23 protein-coding genes are annotated in these 24,765 nt (G+C 61.0%); 7 read left to right on the top strand and 16 right to left on the bottom strand.

Annotated features, from left to right (window positions below; genetic code table 11):
• The first annotated feature begins 1 nt into the window (after position 1).
• Entirely contained in the window at positions 2–292 is a 291-nt protein-coding gene (locus JF539_RS04895; RefSeq protein ID WP_236042345.1) for a DUF2293 domain-containing protein, read from the top strand.
• Positions 293–299: 7 nt separating this feature from the next.
• Here the strand turns inward: JF539_RS04895 and JF539_RS04890 are convergent, their stop codons facing one another.
• Positions 300–692, bottom strand: coding sequence for a RidA family protein (locus JF539_RS04890; RefSeq protein ID WP_207139210.1), 393 nt, complete (start codon positions 690–692; stop codon positions 300–302).
• Between the two features lie 43 nt (positions 693–735).
• Complete coding sequence (locus tag JF539_RS04885; protein WP_207139209.1) at positions 736–1,350, bottom strand: MOSC domain-containing protein; 615 nt, start codon at positions 1,348–1,350, stop codon at positions 736–738.
• 261 nt (positions 1,351–1,611) lie between these two features.
• Between JF539_RS04885 and JF539_RS04880 the strand changes: the two genes are divergently transcribed.
• Positions 1,612–2,301 carry a type IV pili methyl-accepting chemotaxis transducer N-terminal domain-containing protein gene (locus JF539_RS04880; protein ID WP_207139208.1) on the top strand — a complete coding sequence of 230 codons (690 nt, stop codon included), beginning with the start codon at positions 1,612–1,614 and terminating at the stop codon, positions 2,299–2,301.
• 57 nt (positions 2,302–2,358) lie between these two features.
• On the opposite strand, the gene JF539_RS04875 is transcribed toward JF539_RS04880, so the two are convergent.
• The 6 genes from JF539_RS04875 to JF539_RS04850 all read right to left on the bottom strand — a co-directional run bounded on the left by JF539_RS04875 (position 2,359) and on the right by JF539_RS04850 (position 12,224).
• Positions 2,359–3,252 (bottom strand): hypothetical protein, encoded by an 894-nt coding sequence (locus tag JF539_RS04875; protein ID WP_207139207.1) that lies wholly within the window; start codon positions 3,250–3,252, stop codon positions 2,359–2,361.
• A gap of 212 nt (positions 3,253–3,464) precedes the next feature.
• Positions 3,465–5,006 carry a peroxidase family protein gene (locus JF539_RS04870; RefSeq protein WP_207139206.1) on the bottom strand — a complete coding sequence of 514 codons (1,542 nt, stop codon included), beginning with the start codon at positions 5,004–5,006 and terminating at the stop codon, positions 3,465–3,467.
• Positions 5,007–5,617: 611 nt separating this feature from the next.
• Positions 5,618–7,678, bottom strand: a complete 2,061-nt coding sequence (locus JF539_RS04865) for an FUSC family protein (protein WP_207139205.1) — start codon at positions 7,676–7,678, stop codon at positions 5,618–5,620.
• Between the two features lie 526 nt (positions 7,679–8,204).
• Positions 8,205–9,854 carry an energy-dependent translational throttle protein EttA gene (gene ettA / locus JF539_RS04860; protein WP_207139204.1) on the bottom strand — a complete coding sequence of 550 codons (1,650 nt, stop codon included), beginning with the start codon at positions 9,852–9,854 and terminating at the stop codon, positions 8,205–8,207.
• Between the two features lie 201 nt (positions 9,855–10,055).
• A complete protein-coding gene (locus JF539_RS04855; protein WP_207139203.1) occupies positions 10,056–11,024 on the bottom strand; it encodes a hypothetical protein in 969 nt (322 codons plus the stop codon).
• Between the two features lie 324 nt (positions 11,025–11,348).
• Positions 11,349–12,224, bottom strand: coding sequence for an acyl-CoA desaturase (locus tag JF539_RS04850; RefSeq protein WP_236042344.1), 876 nt, complete (start codon positions 12,222–12,224; stop codon positions 11,349–11,351).
• A gap of 355 nt (positions 12,225–12,579) precedes the next feature.
• On the opposite strand from JF539_RS04850, the gene JF539_RS04845 reads away from it, so the two are divergent.
• Both JF539_RS04845 and JF539_RS04840 read left to right on the top strand, forming a co-directional pair.
• Positions 12,580–12,945, top strand: a complete 366-nt coding sequence (locus JF539_RS04845; RefSeq protein WP_236042343.1) for a metalloregulator ArsR/SmtB family transcription factor — start codon at positions 12,580–12,582, stop codon at positions 12,943–12,945.
• 100 nt (positions 12,946–13,045) lie between these two features.
• Positions 13,046–13,996, top strand: a complete 951-nt coding sequence (locus tag JF539_RS04840; RefSeq protein ID WP_207139201.1) for a 2-hydroxyacid dehydrogenase — start codon at positions 13,046–13,048, stop codon at positions 13,994–13,996.
• Between the two features lie 6 nt (positions 13,997–14,002).
• Here JF539_RS04840 and mnmD read toward each other — a convergent pair whose 3' ends face one another.
• A complete protein-coding gene (gene mnmD / locus JF539_RS04835) occupies positions 14,003–14,728 on the bottom strand; it encodes a tRNA (5-methylaminomethyl-2-thiouridine)(34)-methyltransferase MnmD (protein ID WP_207139200.1) in 726 nt (241 codons plus the stop codon).
• Between the two features lie 115 nt (positions 14,729–14,843).
• Here mnmD and JF539_RS04830 point away from each other — a divergent pair, with 115 nt between their 5' ends.
• Entirely contained in the window at positions 14,844–16,004 is a 1,161-nt protein-coding gene (locus JF539_RS04830; protein WP_207139199.1) for an NAD(P)/FAD-dependent oxidoreductase, read from the top strand.
• 159 nt (positions 16,005–16,163) lie between these two features.
• Here JF539_RS04830 and JF539_RS04825 read toward each other — a convergent pair whose 3' ends face one another.
• Positions 16,164–16,352 carry a hypothetical protein gene (locus tag JF539_RS04825; RefSeq protein WP_207139198.1) on the bottom strand — a complete coding sequence of 63 codons (189 nt, stop codon included), beginning with the start codon at positions 16,350–16,352 and terminating at the stop codon, positions 16,164–16,166.
• Between the two features lie 256 nt (positions 16,353–16,608).
• Here JF539_RS04825 and JF539_RS04820 point away from each other — a divergent pair, with 256 nt between their 5' ends.
• A complete protein-coding gene (locus tag JF539_RS04820) occupies positions 16,609–17,085 on the top strand; it encodes a YbaK/EbsC family protein (RefSeq protein WP_207139197.1) in 477 nt (158 codons plus the stop codon).
• 99 nt (positions 17,086–17,184) lie between these two features.
• Here JF539_RS04820 and JF539_RS04815 read toward each other — a convergent pair whose 3' ends face one another.
• Positions 17,185–17,661, bottom strand: a complete 477-nt coding sequence (locus tag JF539_RS04815) for a hypothetical protein (RefSeq protein WP_207139196.1) — start codon at positions 17,659–17,661, stop codon at positions 17,185–17,187.
• A gap of 149 nt (positions 17,662–17,810) precedes the next feature.
• On the bottom strand, positions 17,811–18,824 hold the full coding sequence (locus JF539_RS04810) for a GDP-mannose 4,6-dehydratase (protein ID WP_207139195.1): 1,014 nt from the start codon (positions 18,822–18,824) through the stop codon (positions 17,811–17,813).
• Between the two features lie 276 nt (positions 18,825–19,100).
• Between JF539_RS04810 and galE the strand changes: the two genes are divergently transcribed.
• Positions 19,101–20,090 carry a UDP-glucose 4-epimerase GalE gene (gene galE / locus JF539_RS04805; RefSeq protein ID WP_207139194.1) on the top strand — a complete coding sequence of 330 codons (990 nt, stop codon included), beginning with the start codon at positions 19,101–19,103 and terminating at the stop codon, positions 20,088–20,090.
• 36 nt (positions 20,091–20,126) lie between these two features.
• Here galE and JF539_RS04800 read toward each other — a convergent pair whose 3' ends face one another.
• Genes JF539_RS04800 through JF539_RS04785 form a run of 4 tightly spaced genes read right to left on the bottom strand, consistent with a single transcriptional unit; the run spans position 20,127 to position 24,742 of the window.
• Positions 20,127–21,047 carry an ABC transporter permease gene (locus tag JF539_RS04800; RefSeq protein WP_207139193.1) on the bottom strand — a complete coding sequence of 307 codons (921 nt, stop codon included), beginning with the start codon at positions 21,045–21,047 and terminating at the stop codon, positions 20,127–20,129.
• Positions 21,044–22,105, bottom strand: a complete 1,062-nt coding sequence (locus tag JF539_RS04795) for an ABC transporter permease (protein WP_207139192.1) — start codon at positions 22,103–22,105, stop codon at positions 21,044–21,046. The genes JF539_RS04800 and JF539_RS04795 overlap by 4 nt, the downstream gene beginning before the upstream one ends.
• Positions 22,098–23,651, bottom strand: a complete 1,554-nt coding sequence (locus tag JF539_RS04790; RefSeq protein ID WP_207139191.1) for an ABC transporter ATP-binding protein — start codon at positions 23,649–23,651, stop codon at positions 22,098–22,100. The genes JF539_RS04795 and JF539_RS04790 overlap by 8 nt, the downstream gene beginning before the upstream one ends.
• Positions 23,648–24,742: a BMP family ABC transporter substrate-binding protein gene (locus tag JF539_RS04785; protein WP_207139190.1), complete on the bottom strand. Its 1,095-nt coding sequence runs from the start codon at positions 24,740–24,742 to the stop codon at positions 23,648–23,650. The genes JF539_RS04790 and JF539_RS04785 overlap by 4 nt, the downstream gene beginning before the upstream one ends.
• Positions 24,743–24,765: the final 23 nt, after the last annotated feature.

The raw sequence follows: 24,765 nt of genomic DNA, 5'->3' as shown, positions 1-24,765 counted from the left end.
AATGCGCAAGGCCTTGCGCGCGCTGCTGCCGCGCGTGCCGATGCACGATGCGGAAGCCGTCTTGTCCGTCGCTCTTGCCGGCCATCTGCGGCACCTGCCCCCTTCGATTGCCTTGTGGCAGGCCGTCACGAGCCACGTCCGGCACGACCTGACCGACTATGACCGGCTTCTGGACGAAGGATACGACCGCGACGCGGCGCGTTACTTCGTTGTTGAAGAGATGAACGACGTGCTGCGCGGCTGGGGCTGCAACCGGGCCGTCGAGATGGAAGACGGCCCGGAGAACGGATAGCAACCGGTCAGGGCCGCCGCGCGATGAGATCGATTTCGACCAGCGCGCCGACCGCCAGCCCGGAGACGCCGACACAGGTTCTGCCGGGCAGCTTGTCCGCCGGAAAAAACGTCCGGTAGGTTTCGTTCATCGCCTGGTAGTCCCGGTCGAACTCCGTCAGATAGACCCGGACGAAGGTCACATTCTCCAGCCCGAGGTCCAGGCCCGCCAGCACCAGCCTGAGATTTTCCATGACCCGGACCGTCTGGGCCTCGATCCCGACCGGCAGGGGCGCTTCCGGCGCCTGCGGGTCTGTCGGCATCTGACCGGTTACGAAGATCCAGCCATCCGCTTCGACCGCGTGAGAAAACGGCGCGACGGGCTGCGGCGCCCGGTCGACCATGTGATGGATTGGCAGCATGCATGCTCCTGAGTCAGCTGGTTTTCAGTCGGAACCCGCCTTCTCAGGCCCTGGGATAAATCCACTGTTCCGGGACATGGGCCGTCATGGCCTCGCCTGCCCCGATCGTTCCGGGAACTTCGACGAATCCCACCAGGCCGCGCAGGCGCCGGGCTTTTTGCGGAAAGGCGAGGTCCAGTCCCTCCCGCTCCGGAAAATGGGCGGCGATACCGGCCCCGGCGATCCGGCAGGGTGCGTTGTCGCCGTCGACCCGGATGACGGCGCCGCCTTCGAAAACGAGCCGCGTGCGCGGCGGGATCAGTGACAGGCGGGGAATGCCGGAGACGACGATATTGGCGCCGATCCACTCCGGCTCAAGGGACGGAATTTCCATGCGGGCGGCGATTTCCCGGAGTTCCTCCGCCGACAGAATGGATATCTGGCGCTCGTTGCACATGTCCGTGCCGCGCGGATAATACGGCTCGCGGCCGCCGGATTTGCGGGTAAAGCCGCCATGACGGTCTCCGGGGATACCTTCGAAGGTCACTTCCAGCGCCTTTATGGCCTCGGTCGCGAAATCGTCTGCCGCCACGGTCCTGTAAACACCGTCCACCGTTCCGCTTGTCCTGAAAGCCGGCGAGACCTTCAGGTCTTCGGGCAACAAGTCGAGCTGGTCCATCCTTGACATCTCCAATCCGTTGATCGCATCGGCAGGGACCGGCGCATCGTCATTTAAACCTAAGTCAAGCGCGGCCGGTAAACCAACAAATGTAATTGATCTTGCCATAAGTGACTGGGATATATTCGCTTTATTTTGAAACCTGCTGGAGAAGCCAAAGTTTATGCAATTTGCTCAAGCTTTACGCTTCTTTTTCAGGTCAACCTCTTCATTATTTTTCCGTGAGCAATTGATTCTCCGACGTAATTGACGATATCGCAGATGGAACTGAGCGAAGACATTTACGGGAAGCTGATCAACATTGCTGGACGCCAGCGGATGCTGTCGCAGCGCATCGGCTTCCTGTTTCTGACACTGTCCAGCCAGGCGGAAAAGCGCACGCCGGTCAACGGCCCGATCTGGAAAATGCTTGAAAAAGCACTGGAAGACTTCGAGCACGGCTACCGGATCCTCCTGAACGGAGACGACGCAGCCGGTCTGCCGCAACTTTCCTCTGCCCGAATTGCAACCGTCCTGGATGCCGGAACCATTGGATCTGGCCGTTGGCGGATCGACCGGTTCCTTACGGAAGCCCATGCGCTGATGGAAGCACTTTCCGGCGACACGGCCCCCGAACGTGCCGCGTTCGATGCCTTCTCTCAATTCGTGCTCGTCGAGCTGCTGCAGACGCTGCAGGCCATCGTCAATGCGCTGGAGGAAGACTTCGCCGAAGAGATGCAGCGGCGCAGGGACAAGCGTCACGAAGATTCGGAACGTGTCCTGAAAGCATTGCAAGAGATCCAGAAGGCCTCGAAATTTTCGCGCATGATCGCGCTGAACGCCAAGATATCGGCCGATCGCGCCGGTCCTTACGGCAAGGAATTCGGTGCCCTCACCGAAGAGTTGAAGAATATCTCGAGCGCGATCACTGACAGCTCCGAGGACATAATGCGACACCTTGAAAGCATCTGACCCGCAACGGCCCGTACCTGGAGCGCGGACCGTTCCGGTTTTTTCACTCTGATCCCGTTACTGCAGCGGAACCGAGCACACCATTTGTGTGTGCTGCGCGTTTATCCAGCAATTCGCCGGCAGGGGACCGCTCGGAATCGGATAATAGTAATAGGTCGGCTGGCTGGCGGCGGCACCCGCAATCGCGGCTCCCGCCGCGACCCCGGCCGCATAGGCTGCTCCGGGATGATAATACGGACCGTACGGATGATAGGGGGGCGGGTACGGCGGATAGTAGGGGTGGCGAGGACGGTGCCACGCCTGGCAGCGCGGATCCTGCGGCGCGTGATAGCAATAAGGTCCGTAAGGCTCGAAACCGGCCGGATGGTGCGGTGGCGGTGGTGGCGGATAGCCTCCTCCATGATGTGGAGGCGAATAACCGCCGCCATGCGGCGGGTGTCCTCCATGATGTGGCGCTCCCCTGTGCGGCGGGACCGCCCGGCGGGGCCGAGGCCGGGGACCGTGGTCGACAAACAGCGCGACGCCGGAGGCGCTTTCGGGCAGTTCACCGCGCAACACCTTGACGTCATAAACCATGCTGGCCCCTTCGGTCTTCGCGGCCGTCAGCTCCACCAGCGCCGGAGCCTTTCCGGTCTCGCTCAGGACGCTGACCACCGCGTTGGGCGGGTCGCCCTTGAAGCCTTCGTCCAGGTCCCAGTATGCGGCGAACTCCGCATTCGGGATCTGGCCGCCGATCCGGTAGGGGCGGTCGCTGAAGAAGAGGACACCCGAGTTGGCGTCCGTCAGGGTGAGCCGGTTTCCGTCAAAGGTCATGCCCCCGGCCTGTTGCACGAAATCGTATTCCGGCGGCGGCGTGGGGTCAGCCTTGACCGGCTGCGTCTCCTCGGCGGTGGCGAACGTTCCCGCCAGGCCGGCCAAAACTCCGGCGACCGCCAAATTCCAAAACCTCATGACGAACTCCTTCCTGCGAGCCAAGTGCGTTTCCCGGGTGCGGATCATCAAAACCTACACAGCGATCTATTGCAAATTGTAACAGGATGGCGCTCGACATCTGCAATTGCAGCCGAAGGGGCTTCCCGGGACCGGCCGCCTCCAAGACAAAACCGGGCGGCCTGAGGCCGCCCGGTTTCTTTCGGGTCACGTCACGCCGACAGACCGGAAACTCAGCTTCCCTTGGCCTGACGCGCTTCCCATTCTTCCTGGGACGGTCCGCAGAAGAGACTGTCCCTGTCCTTCACGTGATCGCGGTGCTCCTCGACGAACTGCATGATGTTGCCAAACGAGCACTTCGGTCCGAAGCCCGCCCACGGCTCGAAGCCCGGCGTATTGAGGACACTTTCAGGGTCGAGCTTCAAAAGGCGGGTAAGCACCCCGGCGACGACGGTGCCGCCTACCCCCGTCAGGCGGCCCTTGCCGCGTTCCTCGGCTTCCTGAAGCGAATAGAACCACAAGGGTGTCTTGGTGATATGCCGGTCCCTGAGGACCTTCGGCGCGGCGAGCTCGGGAATGCGCCAGAGACGCGCCAGCTGCTGGCCGGAGGCAATCCGCAACGAAGTGCGGTCGCGCAGGATGTTGCGCAGGCCGAGCTTGCGCGCCTGGCTCACCGTGATCGGGAAACCGTCCCAGTCCTCGCCGCCGCCGACGATGTTTTCCGGCAGTTCGAACAGGCTGGCAGCCATTTTGGTGCCGACCGGCAGCGCCTTTTGCGCACGCGTGCCGGCCACGTCGAACATCTGCGCCATTTCAAGATCCCACTGGGGACCGCGCGGCGAGAAGCCGAGCATGTCGAACAGCGCGATCGGGTCCTCGCCCTTGCGCAACCGGTAGCTGGGCTGCACGGTCGCGTGACCGAAGCGGTAACATGCAACGGAAAACTCCGCCGGCATGATCGGCGCATGCTTGCGGAACGGGTCTTCCGCCAGAACCTTTTCAATCACTTCCGGATCGACAAAGGCCGGCAGGAACTCGTTCAGGACGATCCACTGGTAATGGAGGCGGACAAAGCGGCGCACCTGTTCGAAGCCCATCAGGTTCGGAGGGATGACCTTGGTCCAGACATCCGAACGGATGCCCATCTGCGCGCAGCCGCTGATATGCTTTTCCTCGTCCTTTCCCTTGGCGTAGAGGCTCATCAGGATGTTGTGGAGCATGATGAAGGCGCCCTGAACCTGGCTGACGATGATGTTTTCGTCATTGCGCGGGTCGCCGATCAAGGCGCGGCCGTGAGAATTGCGCGGCAGATCGTAAGGACTTCCCTCCCGCCCCATCAGCATGAAGCCTTCGGTCTCCTCGTGCTGGGAATAAAGATGCGGGGACGCTTCGGGGCCATCGCCGTAGACGCAATCCAGATCGAGGCTTGGCGTGCGCACGTTGCGAATGTTGCGCGGGTCGATCTTGGTGCCGATCGTGCTTTGCGCGTCGAGGGTGATGTCGTGATCGATGAACTGACCGAGAAAGGTCATGCCCGCATCGGCCTTGCCGGATTCCACGTCTTCCACGCGCATGGAATCGACCAGGGCTTCGAAGGAATCGACGATATGCTTTTTCGTCAGGTTCCCGGTAATCTCGTTGGCGCCCTCCGCACGCAGGTAGCCAAAAATCTGCGGCAGGACCTTTCCTTCGGCATGAGTGTTGAGAGCATTGTCCTCCAGACACTCCTTCACAAGCCTGTCGTATCTCGACAGGCCATGAGCCAGCTTAGCCATTTTCCTCTCCTTCATAAAAGAAACACTTCATAAAATTACCCTGCGTCACTCACTGAAATAGACGCACTCAACGGGCACGTAATCATAATATTCTTACGTAAGGAGAGCAATCGCAAAAGAAGAATACACGCACAATCAAAACCCCTGGTTGACGTTTTCAAATCTTAAAATACAGACCTTTGCTTTCAAACAATAAATTCTCTTTGAGTGAACGTCGCAAAGCCAAACAAAAACGGCAGATCATCGGACCCGCCTCGATGTCGTTCGGTATTTTAATTTTACCGTGTTTGCTGCTTGTACTTGATCCGGTTCGGATCGGTCGCATCTGCCTCAAGGTGGCAAGCCTTGTCCTTTTCATCGTCCTTTGAGGAAATCCTGCGAAAAGCGCCCTCCCCCTGCCCGATGCGCTGAATGCCGGTGTGCCCCTGAGATCTCCTGGAAAAAACTTGAGCCGATCTGTCAATCGGTTCTCCCGCGGCGGTCAGACTGCGATGCTGCGGCGGGACCGTTCCGCAGGCCAACGAAGCTCATTGAAGCGTTGAAAACCGCCGTTCATCTCTTGGCCGCGCCAAAAATTTGAGCGGCGCACATCAGTTTTCAAAAAGGAAATGTCAGGCCGGCGCGGACAGAAGCTTCTCGGCCCGCAATCCGTCCAGGCACCTGAGAATCTTGCGGGCGTGATAGAGCATGGCGACCCAGGCGGTCATCACAGCGAGATCGCCGGATCCGCCTTCCGGCATCGCCGCCATCCAGTCGTCTTCGAGACCTGGAACGGTCTGTTTTTCGCGCCCCTCCAGGACCGCATCGAACTCGTCTTCCAGGCGCTTGTTCATGCGGCCGATCAGCGCTTCGATGTCCGGGGCGTTCGAAACTCCCGCCGTCGCCCGAAGAACGTCGGCGCGGGCTTCACGGTAGAGCACGACGTATTGGGCCAGCACGATCACCTGGACGTTCAAATCGCTAGACGCGCGGGTGAAGGACGACCAGGGCGCCTGCTCGATCCTGTAGGATCTGGCCGTGGCGATCAGTGTGCTCGCCGCCGTTCTGAGGCGGGCAAGATCCTGGAGATCCTTTTCCGGCTCTCCCCCTTCCCCTTTCAGGCAGTCCCGGCAGGCCGAAAGATAATCGGAGGCCAGGGCAACATAGCCGGCACCGGTCCGGTTCGGGAAGAGAAGCCATGCCGCAGCGAGGCCGACACCCGCGCCGATCATCGTGTCGTAGAGGCGCGACCAGAGTTCACCGATCGGCAGGCCTTCGAGGGTCTGCAGGCCCATCACCACCAGGAAGCTGATGATGCCGGAGGCGATGGCGTAGTTGCGGTCGATGAAAACGATCACGGCCGGAATGGCGATGACGACTAAAACAAGCCGGACGGCCGGAAAATCCGCCAGTGCCGGATCGACGAGCATCGCCAGCACGACACCGCCCGCCGTGCCGCCAATCCGCTGTGCGGTTCTAAGCAGAGTGGCCCCGAGGCTGTTCGACAGGACAATGATGACGGTGAGTGTCACCCAGTAGGCGTGGTTGAGATCGAACGCGAAACCGAGGGCAAAGCCAATTGCCGCGGCCACGCCGGCCTGAAGCGACAAGCGCCAGGAAAGCTGCCGCCACCAGGTGTTCGGAGCGCGTTTTTCATCCGGCTCGAGGCCTTGATGAACCGGCGTGTCCCTTGCAGCCAGGATCCAGAGCCGCTCGAACGCCTGGGCCATGCGCAGCTCCTGGAACCGGTCCTCTGTCGTTATGTTCCTGCCGGTCTCTACCCAGCTTACCGAAGGGACAGCCCCTCCCTCCCCCGTCCGCAAACGGTTCGCAAGGGCCTCCAGCGAAGCCCGGAAGCCGGGATCCCGCGCAAGCCTTTCGCGGCCGTCTTCGGACAGCTGTCCGCGGGCATCCCGCACCACTTCAAGGGCGAGCTCCACCATGGTCGCCGCTTCCGGAGACATGCCCTTGAGATCGAGGTCGGGCTGGAGCAGGTCTGCACAGACCTGAAGTTCCGTGCGCAGCTGTGCGAGATCCCTGATGGTGACAGGCGCGGGAGATGCCGTGTCCGCGACGTCTTCGGCGGCCTGCCGCAGATACCCGGCCATCGCCCGCCGGTTGGCGGCTTCCACCCTCAGGTAGGTCCCGCGTGTGGACGGCCGCCAGGGGCCGGTCCGCACGACCAGCGCGACCAGGGCTCCCAGAATGGCCATGACCGGCAGCCAGATGCCGGGCGACCCGCCGAGCGTGCTCAGGATCACGAACAGCCAGCAGACCGCCATGATCCGACCCGCGCGCTGCCAGAAGGCCCCAAGCCCCTGAAGCGCAAATCCGGTCATGATCGTGCCGATCCAGAGACCCTGCAGAACGCTGGACGCGTTCTTTCCCGAAAGCGCAGCGGCAACGGCCCCGAGCGCAAAGAGGCCCGTTACCAGACCTCCAAGCTTCAGGATACCGAGGATCTCCGCCCGCCGGGTTGAGACCGGCGTGAACATCAGGCAGTGCCCGCCGGCGGCCGCTGCCAGAACGGCCAGCTTGAAGGCGGACTGGCCCGGGACGAGACCCGCCGCGACGTTTGCCAGGAAGACCGCGCCAAGCACGGTCAGCATCAGGTGCACGCCGCGCATGAGCCGAAGTCCGCCCGGGTCCGTGCGCAGGAGTTTCGTCTTTATGGTCGCGGCGGCCTGAAGCATTGGTTTAGGTTTAACCCGTGGTGCCAAGGTACGGAGACTGAATCATTTTTTCGAATTGCACACCACGGTCCACACGATGATTTGAGACGCCGGCGATTACACGCCATGCGCGGTGTGAAATTGGTAAAGACGCACCGAAAGAACCTTGGCGGAGCGGCCTAAGAAAAGGCGGCCCGAAGGACCGCCTGAGGTTTCTGGCAAACCTCTTACCGTCATTCCGGCCAGCGTGCCGCGAAGCGGCATCGCGTGAGCCGGAATCCAGCAATCAGCGCGAGCGTCAGCGAGCACCAAACCTCATATCTTTTTGTATTCATTTAGCTATTGAGCGCCTTAGGCGCAAAATACACCTGGATTCCGGATCGGCGCACAGCTCCGCTGCACTTGTCCGGAATGACACCGTGAGGTTTGTCAGCCGTGTGAGGCAGCCCGAGGGACCGCCTCTTTCGATGCTCGGTGTAGCTTATACCATCCGCAACCAACAGGAACGTGCCATCAGATGGGTTTCTGTTAGCTACGGTTGGTATTATTACCGCGTCAGCGGCTTGTACTTGATCCGGCGCGGGTCGGCGGCGTGGGCGCCGAGGCGGCGGACCTTGTCCTTTTCGTAGTCCTCGAAGTTGCCCTCGAACCATTCCACGTGGCTGTCGCCCTCGAAGGCGAGCATGTGGGTGGCAAGGCGGTCGAGGAACATACGATCGTGCGAGATGACCACGGCGCAGCCGGCGTAGTTTTCCAGAGCGTCCTCGAGAGCCGCCAGGGTTTCCGTGTCGAGGTCGTTGGTCGGCTCATCGAGCAGCAGCACGTTGGCGCCCTGCTTCAGGACCTTGGCGAGGTGCACGCGGTTGCGCTGACCGCCGGAGAGGTCGCCGACCTTGGCCTGCTGGGCCGGGCCCTTGAAGTTGAAGGACGAGCAATAGGCGCGGGAGTTGATTTCCTTGTCATCGAGGTAGATCACCTCGGCGCCGCCGGAAATCTCTTCCCATACCGTGTTGTTCGGGTTGAGCGCGTCGCGGGACTGGTCGACATAGCCCAGATGCACGCTTTCGCCGATGGTCACGGAACCGCTGTCCGGCTTTTCCTGGCCGGTGAGCATCTTGAAGAGCGTCGACTTGCCGGCGCCGTTCGGGCCGATGACGCCGACGATGCCGCCGCGCGGCAGCTTGAAGGTGAGGTTGTCGATCAGCAGACGGTCCTCGAAGCCCTTGGAAACGCCTTCCACGTCGATGACGTTGGCGCCGAGGCGCTCACCCACCGGAATGAGGATCTGCTCGATGGACGGCATGCGTTCTTCCTGCATGGCCACGAGGTCCTGATAGGCCCGGATACGGGCCTTCGACTTGGTCTGACGGCCTTTCGGGCTCATGCCCATCCACTCGCGCTCGCGGGCGATCGCCTTGGAGCGGGCCATGTTCTCGCGGCCTTCCTGCTCCATGCGCTTGGTCTTCTTCTCCAGATAGACCGAGTAGTTGCCTTCGTAGGGGATGCCCTGGCCGCGGTCGAGCTCCAGGATCCAGCCGGTGACGTTGTCGAGGAAGTAGCGGTCGTGGGTGATGATCAGCACGGAACCCTTGAACTCTCGCAGGTGACGTTCCAGCCAGTGGACGGTTTCCGCGTCCAGATGGTTGGTCGGTTCGTCGAGAAGCAGGAGGTCGGGCTCGGACAGGAGCAACTGGCAGAGCGCCACGCGGCGGCGTTCCCCGCCGGAGAGATTGTCGACAGCGGCGTCGGACGGCGGGCAGCGCAGGGCTTCCATCGCCATTTCCACCTGGCTTTCCAGGTTCCACAGGTCCTGGGCGTCGATCTCGTCCTGAAGAGCTGCGGCTTCCTCGGCGGTCTCGTCCGAGTAGTTCATCATCAGCTCGTTGTAGCGGTCGATCTTCGCCTGCTTGTGGGCGACACCTTCCATGACGTTTTCCATCACGGTCTTGGTCTCGTCCAGCTTCGGCTCCTGCGGCAGGTAACCGACCTTCGCGCCCTCGGCCGCCCAGGCCTCGCCGGTGTATTCCTTGTCGAGGCCGGCCATGATCTTCAAGAGCGTCGACTTACCGGCCCCGTTCGGCCCCAGGATGCCGATCTTGGCGTCCGGGTAGAAGGAGAGGTTGACGTTGTCGAGGACTTTCTTGTCGTTATAGGCCTTGGAGAGACCATGCATGTGATAGATGAACTGGCGCGCCATGGGGCTCCGCTTCTCCACTTGAAAAACTGACGGGATCTTTTGGAATTCTGCCGGGTCTTTTAGGGGAAATGGACGCTTGGGGCAATGGGGGAATATGGGCGAGAAGCGCTCCGTCGAAAGAGCACTCCAGAATTCCAGGCCCGCCTGGATCTCGATATGAATGCCTGCGGGATGTCGGCCTGCGATGATTGAGGCTTGGCTCTAGTCTTCTTCAAAAAGTGCATCGAATTGCGGTTCGACAGTTTTTTTACAGATCCGTTCGGCTTCCCTTATTCTCTCGCGATCCTGTTTGATAGCTGCAAGTGTCGTTTCATCGAACGGGCTGATCCTGACTTTTTTACCACCAGAAATACCGGTCCCATATCCCACCAAATGCGCCCCGGTGGCATCGAACACTTTTTTCTCAAGTTCTGAGAATTCGCCTTGATGGTAGCAGTGGAAATTTCCGGCTGCGCAAACGCACTTGGTCACCACTCCCGAATTCACGCCCAGGAGGTTCTTGCTGTGAACGATCGGCACATCGTTTTCAAGACCCAATACACGCGTCCCCGGTGCATATGAGGCGATGACGACAGCAGCAATTCCAGGATCGTTGTGCAAAGTCCAGTCAACGGCTTCGTGTGTATCCAGCCAGATCACCTTACCCTTTGCAAATGCCTCAAGGTCCACTTCCACCGATTGGTCTTTTGAATGACTCGCGTAGATGCCTAAATAAATAGCTTCGCTGATGGGCTCCTCGAAACTGTCAAGAAAATACTTCAGCTGGCTCTCGCTAAATTTCTCGAATACTTCCTGTATCGTAAACTTGAAATCGACTACGTGCCATCTGTTTAGATGAAAAACTTCCAGTGAGTGTTCACCGGGCGAAAATTCATGCACGAAATCGGCAAAGTCGCTTCCCTCGAATACCGTCTCACCGTCGATTACAACCTTGGTGTCGGCGTGCCCCTGACTGATTTGAATCTGCTTCTTTTCTCTTTTTTCGAATTTCAGAGTTCCAGTCCAGTTGGCCGCAAAATTCGCAGGATCTATCCTTGGAAACCAATCGTCCTGAGAATATTTGATCCCGATCTCGGCGACTTTTCTGCTGACAGACGTTGCATCCTTGTCTCTACGGTCGAAATAGACGGCTTCGAACCTGGTCGACTCCACACTGTCGAGCGAAGTCACGTAAATTACTCCGGCGAGTATCAAAAAGAAAATCGAAATAACAAAAACAAAAACTCTCTTCATCCTGCTCCAGCCCGATCATTTCATATTTAGACGCAAGCCATTGAAAATCTGCAAACGCCGCGCAATAATTGCACTATAAATTGACACACTTAATAATTGCTTAGACTGATGCGTTAATTTCAAGATGTCTGCCTGACGAAACGAACTTGCGGAGAAGCGTTCCTCTCCCGTCGGCATCCAGCCGCCACGAGACGTGGCGACACAAAGAATGCATGGACATGCCGGCAATACGGGCTCACCAACAAGATCCCGAGCGTGGTATCATTCTGCGGCTGAACCGCGCCAACGAACAGGCAACGATCGCAACCACCCCGGGGCGCCATCCAATGATTGGATCCCCTGAACGCTTACAGTCAATCCAGTGCGCGCCTCAAGCGTCTCAGGTGTATTCACGTCCCAGGCGAGCCCAAGCCGCTCCAGTCCCATCACCAGCCACCAGCCCGGGTCGGTCTGGCCAGACAGGAATCCCAGCCTGGCGGATTTCGGAAAGGCGTGGTGGTTTTCATGAAAGGCCTCGCCGAAGGTGATTACGCCGAATTTCGGAAGATTGTAGCCTTGAACGCTGGCGCCTTCGACGTAAAGTAGATTGTCTTTCGGCTGATGGGCGTAATAGCCAACCAACCAGTGACCGATCAGCGACACGGAAACCCGGCAACAGATCCCCCAGACCACGAAAGGCAGGCCGCCGAGCAGATAGAGCGGAACGGCCACAACAAGTTGCTGCACCATCCATGTCTTTTCGACAAGCCGGTAAAAGCGGTCGTTCGCCACGTTGTCCTCGATCCTGAAGATCGGCTCCCTATCCAGGACAATGCCGCAGCAGAGTTGCCAGTAAGCATCCTTCCAGAATCCGGAGCGATGGGAAAAGAACTCGTGACAATCGGACTGGCGTTGTCCCCAATCGCGAAAATCGTGTAGCCGGATCATTCCGAAAGGCCCTGCCATGCCGACAAGCACGCCGAGCCAGACGAGAAACCTCTCGACCCAGGGAACCGTCCTGAAGGAACGGTGTATCAGCAGTCGGTGCATACCGACCGAGTGCCCACCGCAAATCGTGATTGCCGTGAGAACGAGGAATAAGGCAAAGGCCTGCCACGAGAAGGTCAGCGGCCCGGCGATAAGTGCCGTGGCGGTCATGCCCACGATCCAGATGGCCTTGGCCGGCTTCAAAGAAACTCTTCCATCAACCGGGCTTGCGCCGTTTTCCGAGTGCACACGTTCCGTGGAGATGCTTTTCGAACTGCTGCAAACTTGTTCTGACATCATATTTTCCCCTCATCGCCTTCGACCGGGCGTGTTGCGTCGACCTCCGGAATGACTTCCAGAAGCAGCGTCGGCGTGTTGACAAATGATCCGCCAATACCGGCGGGCTCTTGCCTTCAGAAGGGACGTCCACTATTTAGGCAATAAGCTAATTACCATTCATTATATAATTAGGCAATTACCTAATTACAATTTTGGTAAATCGAGAGTCCTGTGATGCGAGATCAGAATGAACGACCAGACAGAAAACTTCGCCGAGGTTGAAACGGGAGGCATGCAAAAGATCTTCGAGGCCCTCGCCTCGGCCGCTCGCAGGAAGATCCTTGCCTATCTCGCACACGGTTCGCTGACAGCCGGCGAAATCGCCGAGCGCTTCGACATGTCAAAGCCTTCCATTTCCCAGCACCTCGGGGTGCTGGAAAGCGCAGGTCTCGTGCGCAAGGCCAAGAAGGGTCAGTATGTTCACTACTCACTCGTTCAGGAGAGCCTGGCCAACACTCTGAACAGATATGTTCAGGAAGTCTGCCCCGTGTCGCGTCCTTTGAAAAAGGAAAGCGCCGCCCGCCAGAAGGCAATGAGCGGAGAAAAAGATTAAGCCGACGGGAGCCAATCGGATCTTTTCAGGTCTTCCCGTTGCATCTAAGGTTTCGGAAGCTATCCAGTTTCAAACCTCCCCTTCCCAGCGGACCCGCTCCATGACCGTCGACATCCTCATGCCCCGCCCGATGCTGCTTTCCGTGCAGGAGAAGCTCGACGCGGCTTTTACCGTGCACCGGCTTTACGACGCCGACGATCCGGAGGCGATGCTGGCGGAAATCGGCGATAAAATCCGGGGCGTGGCACTGTCCTGGTCGAAGATCGATACGGCATTCCTTGAAAAAGTCCCCAACGCGGAAATCATCGCCAGCTTCGGGGTCGGCTACGATCACGTCGACACGGACGACTGCCTGGCCGCCGATGTCATGGTGACCCATACGCCGGACGTTCTGACCGACGAGGTCGCCGACACCGCAATCGGTCTGATGATCATGGCGATCCGCGAACTGGGCCAAGCCGAGCAATGGCTCAGGGACGGCAACTGGACCGGCAAAGGCCCCTACCCGCTGACGCCGGCCACGCTGCGCGGGCGCACGCTCGGGATTTTCGGGCTGGGCCGGATCGGCAAGGCGATCGCCAAACGGGCCGAGGCCTTCGGACTGGAGGTCCATTATCACGGCCGCAGCAGGCAGGACGGCATCGAGTATCCCTATCACGCCAGCCTGACGGATCTGGCGGCCGCCTGCGACACGCTGATGGTCGTCGCTCCCGGCGGCGCGGAGACGAAGCACGCGGTCAACCGGGAGGTCCTGGACGCGCTCGGGCCGCAGGGCTTTCTGATCAATATCGGCCGGGGCTCGGTGGTCGACGAGACAGCGCTGATCGCGGCGCTCGAGGCGGGCGCCATCATGGGCGCGGGTCTGGATGTGTTCGAATACGAACCGGAGGTTCCCGAAAAGCTTCTGCAGCTTCCCCGGGTCACCGTCCTGCCCCATGTCGGCTCGGCTTCCCAGGCGACCCGCGACGCCATGGGCCAGCTTGTGGTCGACAATCTGAAAAGCTGGTTCGAGACCGGCAAGGCGGTCACGCCGGTGCCGGAGATGGGCTGAACCTGTCTAGGGTACGGACTGTGCATTCTTCCGTCCGACCACCATCTCCCGCTTGCCCGCGAAGCCGCCGGTCTTCTCGATGTCAAAACCCGCCGCCTGAAGATTGCGGCGGACCCAGCCGGCGGCGGTGTAGGTCGCCAGCGTTCCTTCCGGAGCGGTCAGGCTTGCCGCGGCTTTCAGAAGGTCCGGATCCCAGAGTTCGGGGTTTTTCGCCGGGCTGAAGCCGTCCAGATACCAGGCATCGACCGGCGGGACCGGCGGCGCAGCGGCGTCTTTCGACGTCAGACCGCCGATGAGCACACGGGCATCGCCGATCCCGAGAACCAGGTCCGCTCCAGACACCTTCAGGCGGTTCCAGCCTGGCTCCGGCCGCCAATTGGAGATCAATTCCACTGCCAGATCCGCCAGCTCCGGAAACGCAGCCAGCGCCTTTTCAAGCTGCGAGACCGTCAGAGGGTAAAGCTCGAAGGAAAGGAAAGTCAGCTCAGGCGGCTCCTGCAAAGCCTTAAGGGCCTTGAGCGTGGTCAGGAAATTGAGCCCGGTACCGAAACCGAATTCGGCGATCGTGAAGACCTCGCCCCCCTTGAAGCGATCCGGCAGTCCGTTGCCGGCCAGAAAGACGTGGCGCGTTTCGGCCAGACCGCCGGCCTTGGAGAAATAGGTGTCGCCAAACCGGCCGGCGCGGGGCACGCCGCCGTCCAGCCACTCCAGATCCGGTGGGTCGATGGTCATGATCGCAGGTTTTCTTTTTCCAGGTTCAATTGAACGCACGGGACCTTTTGCCAAATGCGCTCAAGTCTCATAAGAGAGCCGGCAACAGCATTCAATCCGAAGGAAGTCTTTCCGCATGGCGTCCTCTTCCGCCGCTCCTTACGACCTTGCCATCGCCGGCGCCGGCATTTTCGGGCTTTCGGTCGCCCATCGGGCGATCCGGGAGGGTCTTAACGTGGTCGTTCTGGAAGCGGACCGTATCGGCGCCGGGTCGAGTGGCGGGCTTCTCGGAGCGCTGATGCCGCACATGCCGGCGCGCTGGAACCCGAAGAAGGAATTCCAGTTTCAGGCGCTTCTCTCCCTGGAGCGGCATATCCGGGAGCTTGAAGAGGAAACCGGCCTGACATGCGGCTACCGGCGCTGCGGCCGCATTCTGCCGCTGACAACCACCGACAAGCTGGAGCATCACCTGGAACGGGCGGAGGAAAGCCGGGACCGCTGGCATGGGCAGGAAACCGGCTTCTCCTATGCCGTGGAGCCAAAGGGAAGCCGGTCCGACTGGCTGAACGCCGAGGCGGCGCCCTTCGGTATTGTCTATGAGACGCTGGCCGCCCGCGCTTCTCCGCGCGACTACCTGAAAGCCCTCGCAACTTACGTGCGCACACATGGCAAGCTCATCGAGGGCGCCAGGGTCACCGGCTTCGATGAGGCAACCGGGACGGTGTGTCTGGACGGCGACGCAAACGGCATCCGGGCCCGGCGGCTGGTGCTCTCCGGCGGGTTCGCCGCTTTCGAGCTGATCGAGAAGCTGACCGGGGAACGCGTCGGACGCGGCGAAAAGGGCCAGGCGCTGATCCTCGATGGCAAGGGACTTGAAGACCGACCGGCGATCTATTGCGACGGGCTTTATGTGGTGCCGCATGCAAACGGCACCGTCGCCATCGGCAGCACCTCGGACCGGACCTTCGAAAACGCCAGCCCCTCGCCGGGGCGTACGGCGGAGCTGCTGGCGCGGGCGACCGCCTTCTGTCCGTCGCTTTCCGGGCGGACGCTTTTGGCCGAGTGGGCCGGCATCCGGCCGCGCTGTCACAAGCGGGACCCTCTTGTCGGCAGGCTGCCGGGTTTCGAGACTGTTTATGCCGCCACAGGCGGTTTCAAGATTTCCTTCGGGATCGCCCACCTGATCGCGGAGGGCCTATTGGCGGACATAACGGGCCGCGTGCCGAATCACCCCTTGCCGGAAACCTTTTTGCCGGATCATCATTTTGGCGAAAACAGGCTTAAAGCGGACGGTTAGCGACCGCTCAAGCCAAAACGCTTCATTTATCCGGCGGCCTGCCGGGGCCGGAATTTGACAGCTGAATTGGAAGGCTGAGCTACGAGGAGGAACCGTATTCGCGCCGGACCGGCCGTGCGGTCTCCCAAGGTCCCGCCATGCTCGAAGCAGGCCGGACGATCAAAGAGCAGCGACGATTGCGTAAAGAACGTAGAGACTTAGGGAAATCGATCCCCAGAACATCAGGTTCTTCACCAGGAGAAACGCCAAACCCGTACCCGCCTCATCCTGGCCGGAATACGCGTCGTGCTTATGCGCCCGCCCCTTGGGGTTGCAAACGTTCGATGCGGCTGTCATGGCTCTTGCCATTGCGGTCATCCTCAAGACGTCGTTCGGCGGGCAACTGGAAACACAAACCCGCCACGCACAAGAATAGCGTATAAGTGCTAAGGAGTTAAAACCCGCTTAAGAAAAGCATGAACGAATTGTTAATTTTCGTCAGGAAGAAAGCAAAGATATGCACAGGTAGGTCTTGAATATACACAGCCAAGGCAGTGACCGTATTTTTTAGCATAACACCTGTAAACGAATTCCCTTCCCGCTCCGCAAAAGGAAACTGCCTGTCATGAGCCTAGAAAGTGTTCGAGACCACCTTGCCGCTGCTGCGCCCGACATTGAAATCCTCGTAACCGCCGACAGCAGCGCCACCGTAGAGCTTGCCGCGAAGGCCCATGGCGTCACCCCGGGACAAATCGCCAAGACCCTCTCCTTTCAGATCAAGGACAAGATCTTCCTCGTCGTCGCGCGCGGAGACGCCCGTCTCGACAACAAGAAGGCGAAGGCCGCCTTCGGCGGCAGGGTCAAGATGCTGGGGCGGGAGGAAGTCGAAAGGCTGACGGGGCACCCTGTCGGCGGTGTTTGCCCCTTCGGCCTCGCCCAGCCGCTTCCCGTCTACTGCGATGTCTCGTTGAAGGACTACGACATCGTCATTCCCGCTGCCGGGGCCACCAATGCGGCGGTCGAAATTTCACCGTCGCGCATGGTGGAGATCACGAATGCCGAATGGGTCGACGTCTGCCAGCCGCCGCAAACCGGCGACTGAAGCCTAGCCGGGAGCGGAGAGCCACTCCCCTCAGCGTTTTCAGTGCCTACCCGGATGATGCTCTTGGCTCCCTGGCCCGGAAAGTCCTTCGAACAGTCCTCACAAGCTCGACATCTCCCTTGCCGCCAACGTGCTCTTGCGCCGCCTGTGTCCGGCTGTCAGACGCCGTCCGTCGCGGATATTCAGTCCAAGAAGGGTGAGGTTCACCGCACCGGCGACTAGCTCAACCGCCTGAAGCACGTAGAAGCTTGTGTCGAAGTCGCCGGCCTGTGCCTTGGCAGCCAGATAAAGCGCCGCCGGAATCAGGACCAGGACACCGTTGGCCGCGAGGAACGGCATGCGCTTGCGTTTCGCGCCGACAACGCCGCCCCCCTTGCCTCTCGCCAGTTTGAACCCCGTCCCCCCGGCCGCGGCAAGCGCCGGAATGAGTATAAGAAAACCGTAGGGTATCAGGGTCTTGACCCAGACGACCGCGACGGGTCCGAGGAAAAGCTCCGACACCGCGGTCGCAACCCAGAACGATGTGATCAGGCCCGTCGCCAATGCGGCGGAAACCTTGTGAACGATACTTAGCATGATAAGCCTCCAGAAACATTGCCTGCTATATAATTATATAGCTTGCTATGTTTTTCAAGGTCCGAATTTGCGGTTCTTGTTCGCTTCAGGCCGCGGACATCGGGCCTTGACCAATTGGCGTTAAAGTTTGGCGTCAGCTAACACCGGGATCAGACACCGTAATACTCCCGGTACCACTCCACGAACCGGGTGACGCCATCGGTCACAGAGGTCTTCGGACGGTAGCCGGTCAGCGACTGCAGCAGCGACGCATTCGCCCAGGTCGCCGGGACGTCGCCGGGCTGGATCGGCATCAGGTTGCGTTCCGCTTTCTCTCCGGTGGCCGTCTCGATGGCCTCGATGAAATCGGTCAGCCTGACGCTCGTCGAATTGCCGATGTTGACCACACGCCAGGGGGCGACCGGGGACAGGCTGTCGCCCTCGGGCACCCCTTCCCCTTCGGCGGGGCGCTGCGGCACAGCGTCCATCAGGAGGCGGATACCTTCGACCAGGTCCTCCACATAGGTGAAGTCCCGTTTCATGTCGCCGTAATTGTAAACGTCGATCGGGCGGTCCTCGAGTATCGCCTTGGTAAACTTGAACAGCGCCATGTCAGGCCGGCCCCACGGACCGTATACGGTAAAGAAGCGGAACATGGTGACAGGCAGGCCGAACAAATGCGCGTAGGAATGCGCCATCGATTCGGTCGCCTTCTTGGTGGCGGCGTAAAACGACATCTGGTGGTCGGCCTTGTCCGTCTCCGTGTAGGGCATTTCGGTATTGGCACCATAGGCGGAGGAGGTCGACGCCAGCAGCATGTGCTCGGGCGGAAAGGCACGGGCGGCTTCCAGAAGCTCGAAGGTGCCGCACAGATTGCTTTCCAGATAGGAGCGCGGCTCCTCGATGGAATAGCGCACCCCGGCCTGGGCGGCGAGGTGAATGACGAAATCCGGCGTTTCAAGGCGGAACAGCGACATCAGCACATCGGGCGCCTCGATCCGCTCGTTGACCGCCTGAAAGTTTTCGTGCTGCAGCAGCATCTGCTGGCGCCGTTCCTTGAGCCGGACATCGTAATAATCGGTCATGGCATCCAGGCCGATGACCCGAAAGCCGTCCTTCAAAAGCCGCGTGCACAGGAAATAGCCGATGAACCCTGCCGAGCCCGTGACCAGAACGGTTTTCATGTCCAAACAAAGCCTTTCGAAGAAAAAAACGAATGCCGGACCGTCTTAAAAGGGTTCCGATAAGGGAGCAACGGGAAAGTCCGGCACCTGCCGAAACGACACGTGGTCCGGGCCCCGGGAATCGCGTATCAATGTGCCGTTTTGATCCGGGGATACGGAATGGCGCAGCTCGGAAGACATCTTTCTTGGCGTGTCACCCCGGGTCTCTCTTCGCTCGCCCGGGGTGACACTTTGGGGTTGTCTCGACAACCAGCCAGAACCTGAGAGGTCTGAAACTTGACGGTATTGATCACAGGCGGCGCCGGATACATCGGCAGCCATACCGTCCTGGACTTTCTGGACGCCGGAGAGGTTCCGGTCGTGATCGACAACCTGAGCACCGGCTTCGACTGGCTGGTTCCGGAAAATGTTTCCCTTTACATCGAGGACATCGCCAACCGGGACAACGTCGCCGAAATTCTGCGCAAGCACGAGATCGATACGATCATCCATTTCGCCGGTTCGATCATCCTGCCGGAATCCATCGAGAACCCGCTCAAATATTACCGCAACAACACGGTCAATTCCCTCGGGCTGATGGAAGAAGCCGTGGCCAACGGGGTCAAGCATTTCGTGTTTTCCTCAACGGCCGCCGTCTATGGCCTGCCGGACAGCGTGCCGGTTCCCGAAACGGCCCCGCTCAGGCCTCAGGCCCCCTACGGCACGTCCAAGCTGATGACGGAACAGATGCTGTCCGACGTCGCCCGCGCCCACGACCTGACCTTCACCGCGCTGCGCTATTTCAACGTGGCCGGCGCGGATCCGCGCGGACGGGCCGGTCAGGCGACCCTGAACGCCACGAACCTGATCAAGGTCGCCTGCGAGACCGCCGTCGGAAAACGCGAGGCGATCACCGTTTTCGGCGAGGATTACGACACGCCCGACGGCACCGCGATCCGCGATTTCATCCATGTGACGGACCTGGCAACGGCCCACCGTCTGGCGGTCGAGCGCCTGCGCCGGGGCGGCGGGTCTCTGATCGCCAACTGCGGTTATGGCCGGGGCTTTTCCGTGCTCGATGTCATCCGGTCGGTGAAATCGGCTTCAGGAAAGGACTTCCAGGTGCATATGGGACCACGTCGTCCGGGTGACTGCCCGGAAGTCGTCGCCGACAATCGCCTCGCCCTGGCGGAACTGAACTGGAAGCCCGAACTTGACGATCTCGACCAGATCGTCGGCGACGCCTATCGCTGGGAAGACAGCCTCAGCCGCAGAAACCGGATCTGATTTTCCAAAGCGCTGGACCAGCTAAAAGGCGGCGCCTCAGTGCTTGTCCTGCCGCAGATAGGCCTTGCCCAGAGCCGCCGGGCCGGCATTTTCCCCGCGACGGCGGGCACAGGCGATGCAGAACACCAGCAAGGTCAGTGCGTAGGGCAGCATGGCCCCGAGATAAATCGGAAAGTCCAGACCGAGGGTCTGGAGCCGGAGCATGGCGGCCTCGGCGCCCCCGAAAAGACCGGCCCCCAGAAGAACGCCCCAGGGGCGCCAGCCGGCAAAGATGACGATGGCGACGGCGACCCAACCCCGACCCGCCACCATGCCCTCGACCCAGACATGGGCAGCGGCGACGCTCAGATACGCGCCGGCAAGCCCCGCCAGTACACCGCTGGCAAGAACAGCTCCAAGCTGTGTCAGCTGGATATCGATGCCAACGACATCCGCCGCCGCCGGATCCTCTCCGACCGCCCGCAGACGCAGGCCGGAGTGTGTTCGAAACAGCCAGCCCCAGACGGCCAGAAGCAGCAGCACGGTCAAGGGCAGCAGGATGTTCTGCTGACCGACCAGCCTCGGCAGATCCGCGCCCCAGACCGTATCCGACAGGCGCGGCAGGCCGTCGAACGGCTTCTGCACATAGGGCCGCCCTACGACGCCGGTTATTCCGAGCCCGAGCGCGACCGTGGCCAGACCCGCAAGCGTATGATCCGCCCGAAACACCACGGTGGCGACGCCGAAGACCAGCGACAATGCAGCACCCGCCAGCGCTCCGCATGCTACAGCCAGCAGCGGATCGTATCCGGCCAGCGCCATCAGGGCGCCGGTCATGGCGCCAACCGCCATCAGACCTTCCGTGCAAAGGTTCAGCACACCGGCCCTTTCGGAAATTACAAGGCCGAGGCTCGCAAGCAAAAGAGGCACGGTGTAGCCCGGAAACACCGTCAGCCAGGCGAGAACCAGATCCGTCATCCGGATTTCCTTTCCGTCAGCCGGTAGTCCGCGAAGAGCTGCGCCGCCAGCACCGAGAGCAGCACCAGGCCCTGCACCAGCAGGACAACCGCCTCCGAGATGCCGTAAAATACCTTGAGAACACCACCGGCGGTGGTGATCCCGCCAAGGACGAAAGCGACCGCCAGGACCGCCAGGGGATTGGCCCGCGCCAGAAACGCAATCACGATGCCGCTGAAAAGATAACCCGCACCGATGGACTGGCTCAGGCGGTACTCGGTTCCCGCCGCGATGACCGCTCCGGCCAGTCCGCACAGGGCTCCCGACCCCAGTACGAACAGGGATACGGCCGCGATCACCGGCAAGCCTGTTGCCCGGGCGGCGCGGGGGTTCGCTCCGATCGCCTTGGCCAGCAGGCCGAAACGGCTGACACCGGTCAGCCAGGTACAGACCACGACGGCGGCCAGCGCGATCCAGATACCGGAATGAACCTGCTCCCAACCCAGGAGAACGAGCCTTTCGGCGGGATCGAAACTGGGCGATGTGGCGAAACCGGTCACGGTATCCCGCCACGCACCGAACAGCATGTGCTGCACCCAGAAGAAGGCGATCGACCCCAGAAGCAGCGTGGAGATCACCTCGCTGACGGACCAGAAAAGCTTCAAGGCAAGCCCGATCCCGATCCAGGCCGCCCCCGCCGCCATCGCCGCAAGCATCATCAGCAGGAGCCGGAGCGGCTCCGGACCGACGTCATGGATGGAAATCCAGGTCGCCGCCATGGCGCCGCACCAGAGTTGTCCTTCAATGCCGATATTCCAGAAGCGGACCCGCATGGCCAGCGACATCCCCAGACCAACGAGGATCAGCGGCACGGTTGCCGTGACGGTCTGCCCCAGACCTTGCGAGGTCAGGAAGGTCTGGACCACAAATTCCTGATAGAGGTTCTCCAGGGAAATTCCCATGGACACCAGAAGTATGGCCGAAAGCCCCAGGCCGAAGCACAGGCCGCCCGCATAACACGACGCGCCAAGCCACCCGGGCACCGCCTGGCGGCGTATCAAGAGGGTCCCGTCAAGCATGGCCGACCATCAGCTCTCCGAGACGCGCCGGGTTGAGATCCGCGCCGGAGAGCGGCGGGCTCAACCGGCCCCTGTTGAGGACCGCCGCCGAACCGCACATGCGCAGGATCTCATCGAGATCCTCGCTGATCAGCAGACAGGCCGCGCCCTGTCTGGCCGAAGCAACCAGCAGGTTCAGGACGGCTCGTGCGGACCGCAGATCGAGACCGCGCACGGGCGAATGCGCGACCACGACCCGTGTTCCCGCAGCCAGCTCACGGGCCAGAAGCACCTTTTGCGCGTTGCCGCCGGACAGGACGGACGCCCGGGTCTCCGGGCCGCCGCCCAGAACATTGAATTCCTTCAGGCTGTTTTCGGCGTTTCGTTTCATGCTCCGGCGCGACAGGCCCCACCAGGGGCCGAACCGTCCACTCTCCAGTCCGGTCAGGGCGAGGTTTTCCGACAGGGTCATGTCGCGAACCAGTGCGCTGTCGAAACGATCCGCCGGGACCACGCGCAAGCCCGCCTTGCGCCGCTTCGCCGGTGAAGCGGCGGTCAGATCCTCATCCGCCAGAAAAATCTTTCCGTCGAGCGGACGCAGCAAACCGTTCAGGCAGGCGACCAGTTCCGACTGGCCGTTCCCTCCAACGCCGGCGATCCCGAGGATCTCTCCCGCGCGCAGCGACAGGTTCAGCCCGTCCAGCGTGACGGCGCCATGACGAACCCGCAGGTTTTCCAGCCTCAGCAGTTCACCGCCAAGCGTGCCGGGCTGGACCGGCTCTTGTTCCTTGACCTCGCCGAAGGCCTTCCGGGTGACTTGCGCCAGCGACGTCTGCGCCATCGGCGCTGCGTCGAGAACCGTCCTGCCCTGGGCCATGACGGTGATCCGGTCGCAATGATCGGCCACTTCCTGCAGCTTGTGGGTGATGAGAACCACCGCATGCCCGGCCTGAGCCAGGCGCCGCGCCATTGACAAGAGGGCCTCTGCCTCCTGCTGCGTCAGCACTGCGGTCGGCTCGTCCAGGATCATGATCCCGGCTCCCAGCAGCAGAACCTTGATGATCTCCGCTCTTTGCTGTTCGGCAACGGAGATGCGCTCGACACGGGCCTCCGGGTCCAGTGCAAAGCCAAGTTCTGCCGACTTCCGCTTGACCAGTTGCGCGGCTTTTCCGATGCCGATCCGGCGACCGATGCCACCGAGGGCCAGAGCCACATTCTCCGCGACGGTGAACCGCCCGACCAGGCGGAAGTGCTGATGCACCATGCCGATCCCGGCCGCGACGGCATCCACTGGACTGCGCAAGGGAACATCGCGGCCATCGACGATCACCTCGCCATGATCGGGCGCATACACCCCGGTCGCGACGTTCATGATCGTCGATTTGCCTGCCCCGTTCTCGCCGACCAGAGCATGAACCTCTCCCCAGTCCAGCCGAAAGCTCGCGCCGGACAGAGCCGTCTTGCCGTCAAACGCCTTGTCGATATCCCGCAAAAGCAGGGCAGGCGCCTGTCCGGCCTTCTTTTGAGGGCCGGACGGCGTTTGCGACCGCGTCGCGCCTTGCGTCATTGGCTTGCAGGCATGGTTCCGGTGATACCTTCGACAAAGAAATCCATGGACCACAGGTCCTCATCGGGCAAAACTTCGCCTGCGGCCACCTTTGTCTCACCCGTGCTCGACTTCAAGGGGCCTGCGAAAAGTTTCAGGTCGCCGGAAATGATGGCCGCTTTCGCTTTCTCCACATCTGCCTTGACCTCGTCGGAGACGTTCGGTCCGAACGGCGCCAATCCGACAACTCCGGAGCCGATACCCTCGAACCAGCCCCATTCGGACGGTTCCCAGGAGCCGTCGATCACCGACTTGATGCGGGGGACAAGGTATTTGTCCCAGTGAAATACCACGGAGGTCACAATTCCTTCGGGAGCGGCGGCGGACATGTCGATCTGATAGCCGATCGCCCTGGCCCCGCGATCCTCGGCGGCTTTCAGCGCGGATGCCGCCGAAAGGTCCGTCGCGATGACGTCGGCCCCCTGATCGAGAAGTGCCTCGGAGACCTGGCCTTCCTTCACCGGATCCCACCAGCTGTTTGTATAGATCGCGAAGGTTTCCACGTCCGGCTTGACCGATTGCGCGCCCGTCGCGAACCCGTTGATGTCCCAGTTGACCACACCGACGGGAAATCCGGCCAGGATGCCGATCTTGCCTTCCTTGGAGCTTTCCGCGGCCGCGATACCCGCGAGATACCAGGCCTCGTAGGTTCTGGCGTAGAAGCTTTCCATATTGTCGCTGTTGTGAACGCCGGAGGCATTGAAGAACGCCACGTCCGGATAGGCTTCAGCCGCCTCGCTCATCGCTTCGGAATAGCCATAGGTGGTGCCGACAATGATGTTGTAGCCGCGCTTCACGTAGAGGTCGATGGCCGCGCGCAGGCGGGTGGCTTCTTCCGGGATGTTTTCGGCCACGGCCACGTCCAGCCCCAGTTCCGCTTCAAGCGCTTCGCGTCCGTAATCGATGGCCTCGTTCCAGCCGCCGTCCCTCGCGGTGGCCGCATAAATGAAGGCGATTTTCGGTTCTCCCTTGAGCTCGAAAGCGTCCGCCGCCTGGACGGTGAACACCGCGCTCGCGGACAAGGTGGCAGCCAGCAAAAAACGTTTCGTCATCGAAAATCCCCATAGGTAGACGG

The sequence above is a fragment of the Roseibium aggregatum genome, from assembly GCF_017309185.1.
GTDB classification, from domain to species: domain Bacteria; phylum Pseudomonadota; class Alphaproteobacteria; order Rhizobiales; family Stappiaceae; genus Roseibium; species Roseibium aggregatum_B.
This window is presented reverse-complemented; position numbering and strand designations above follow the sequence as displayed.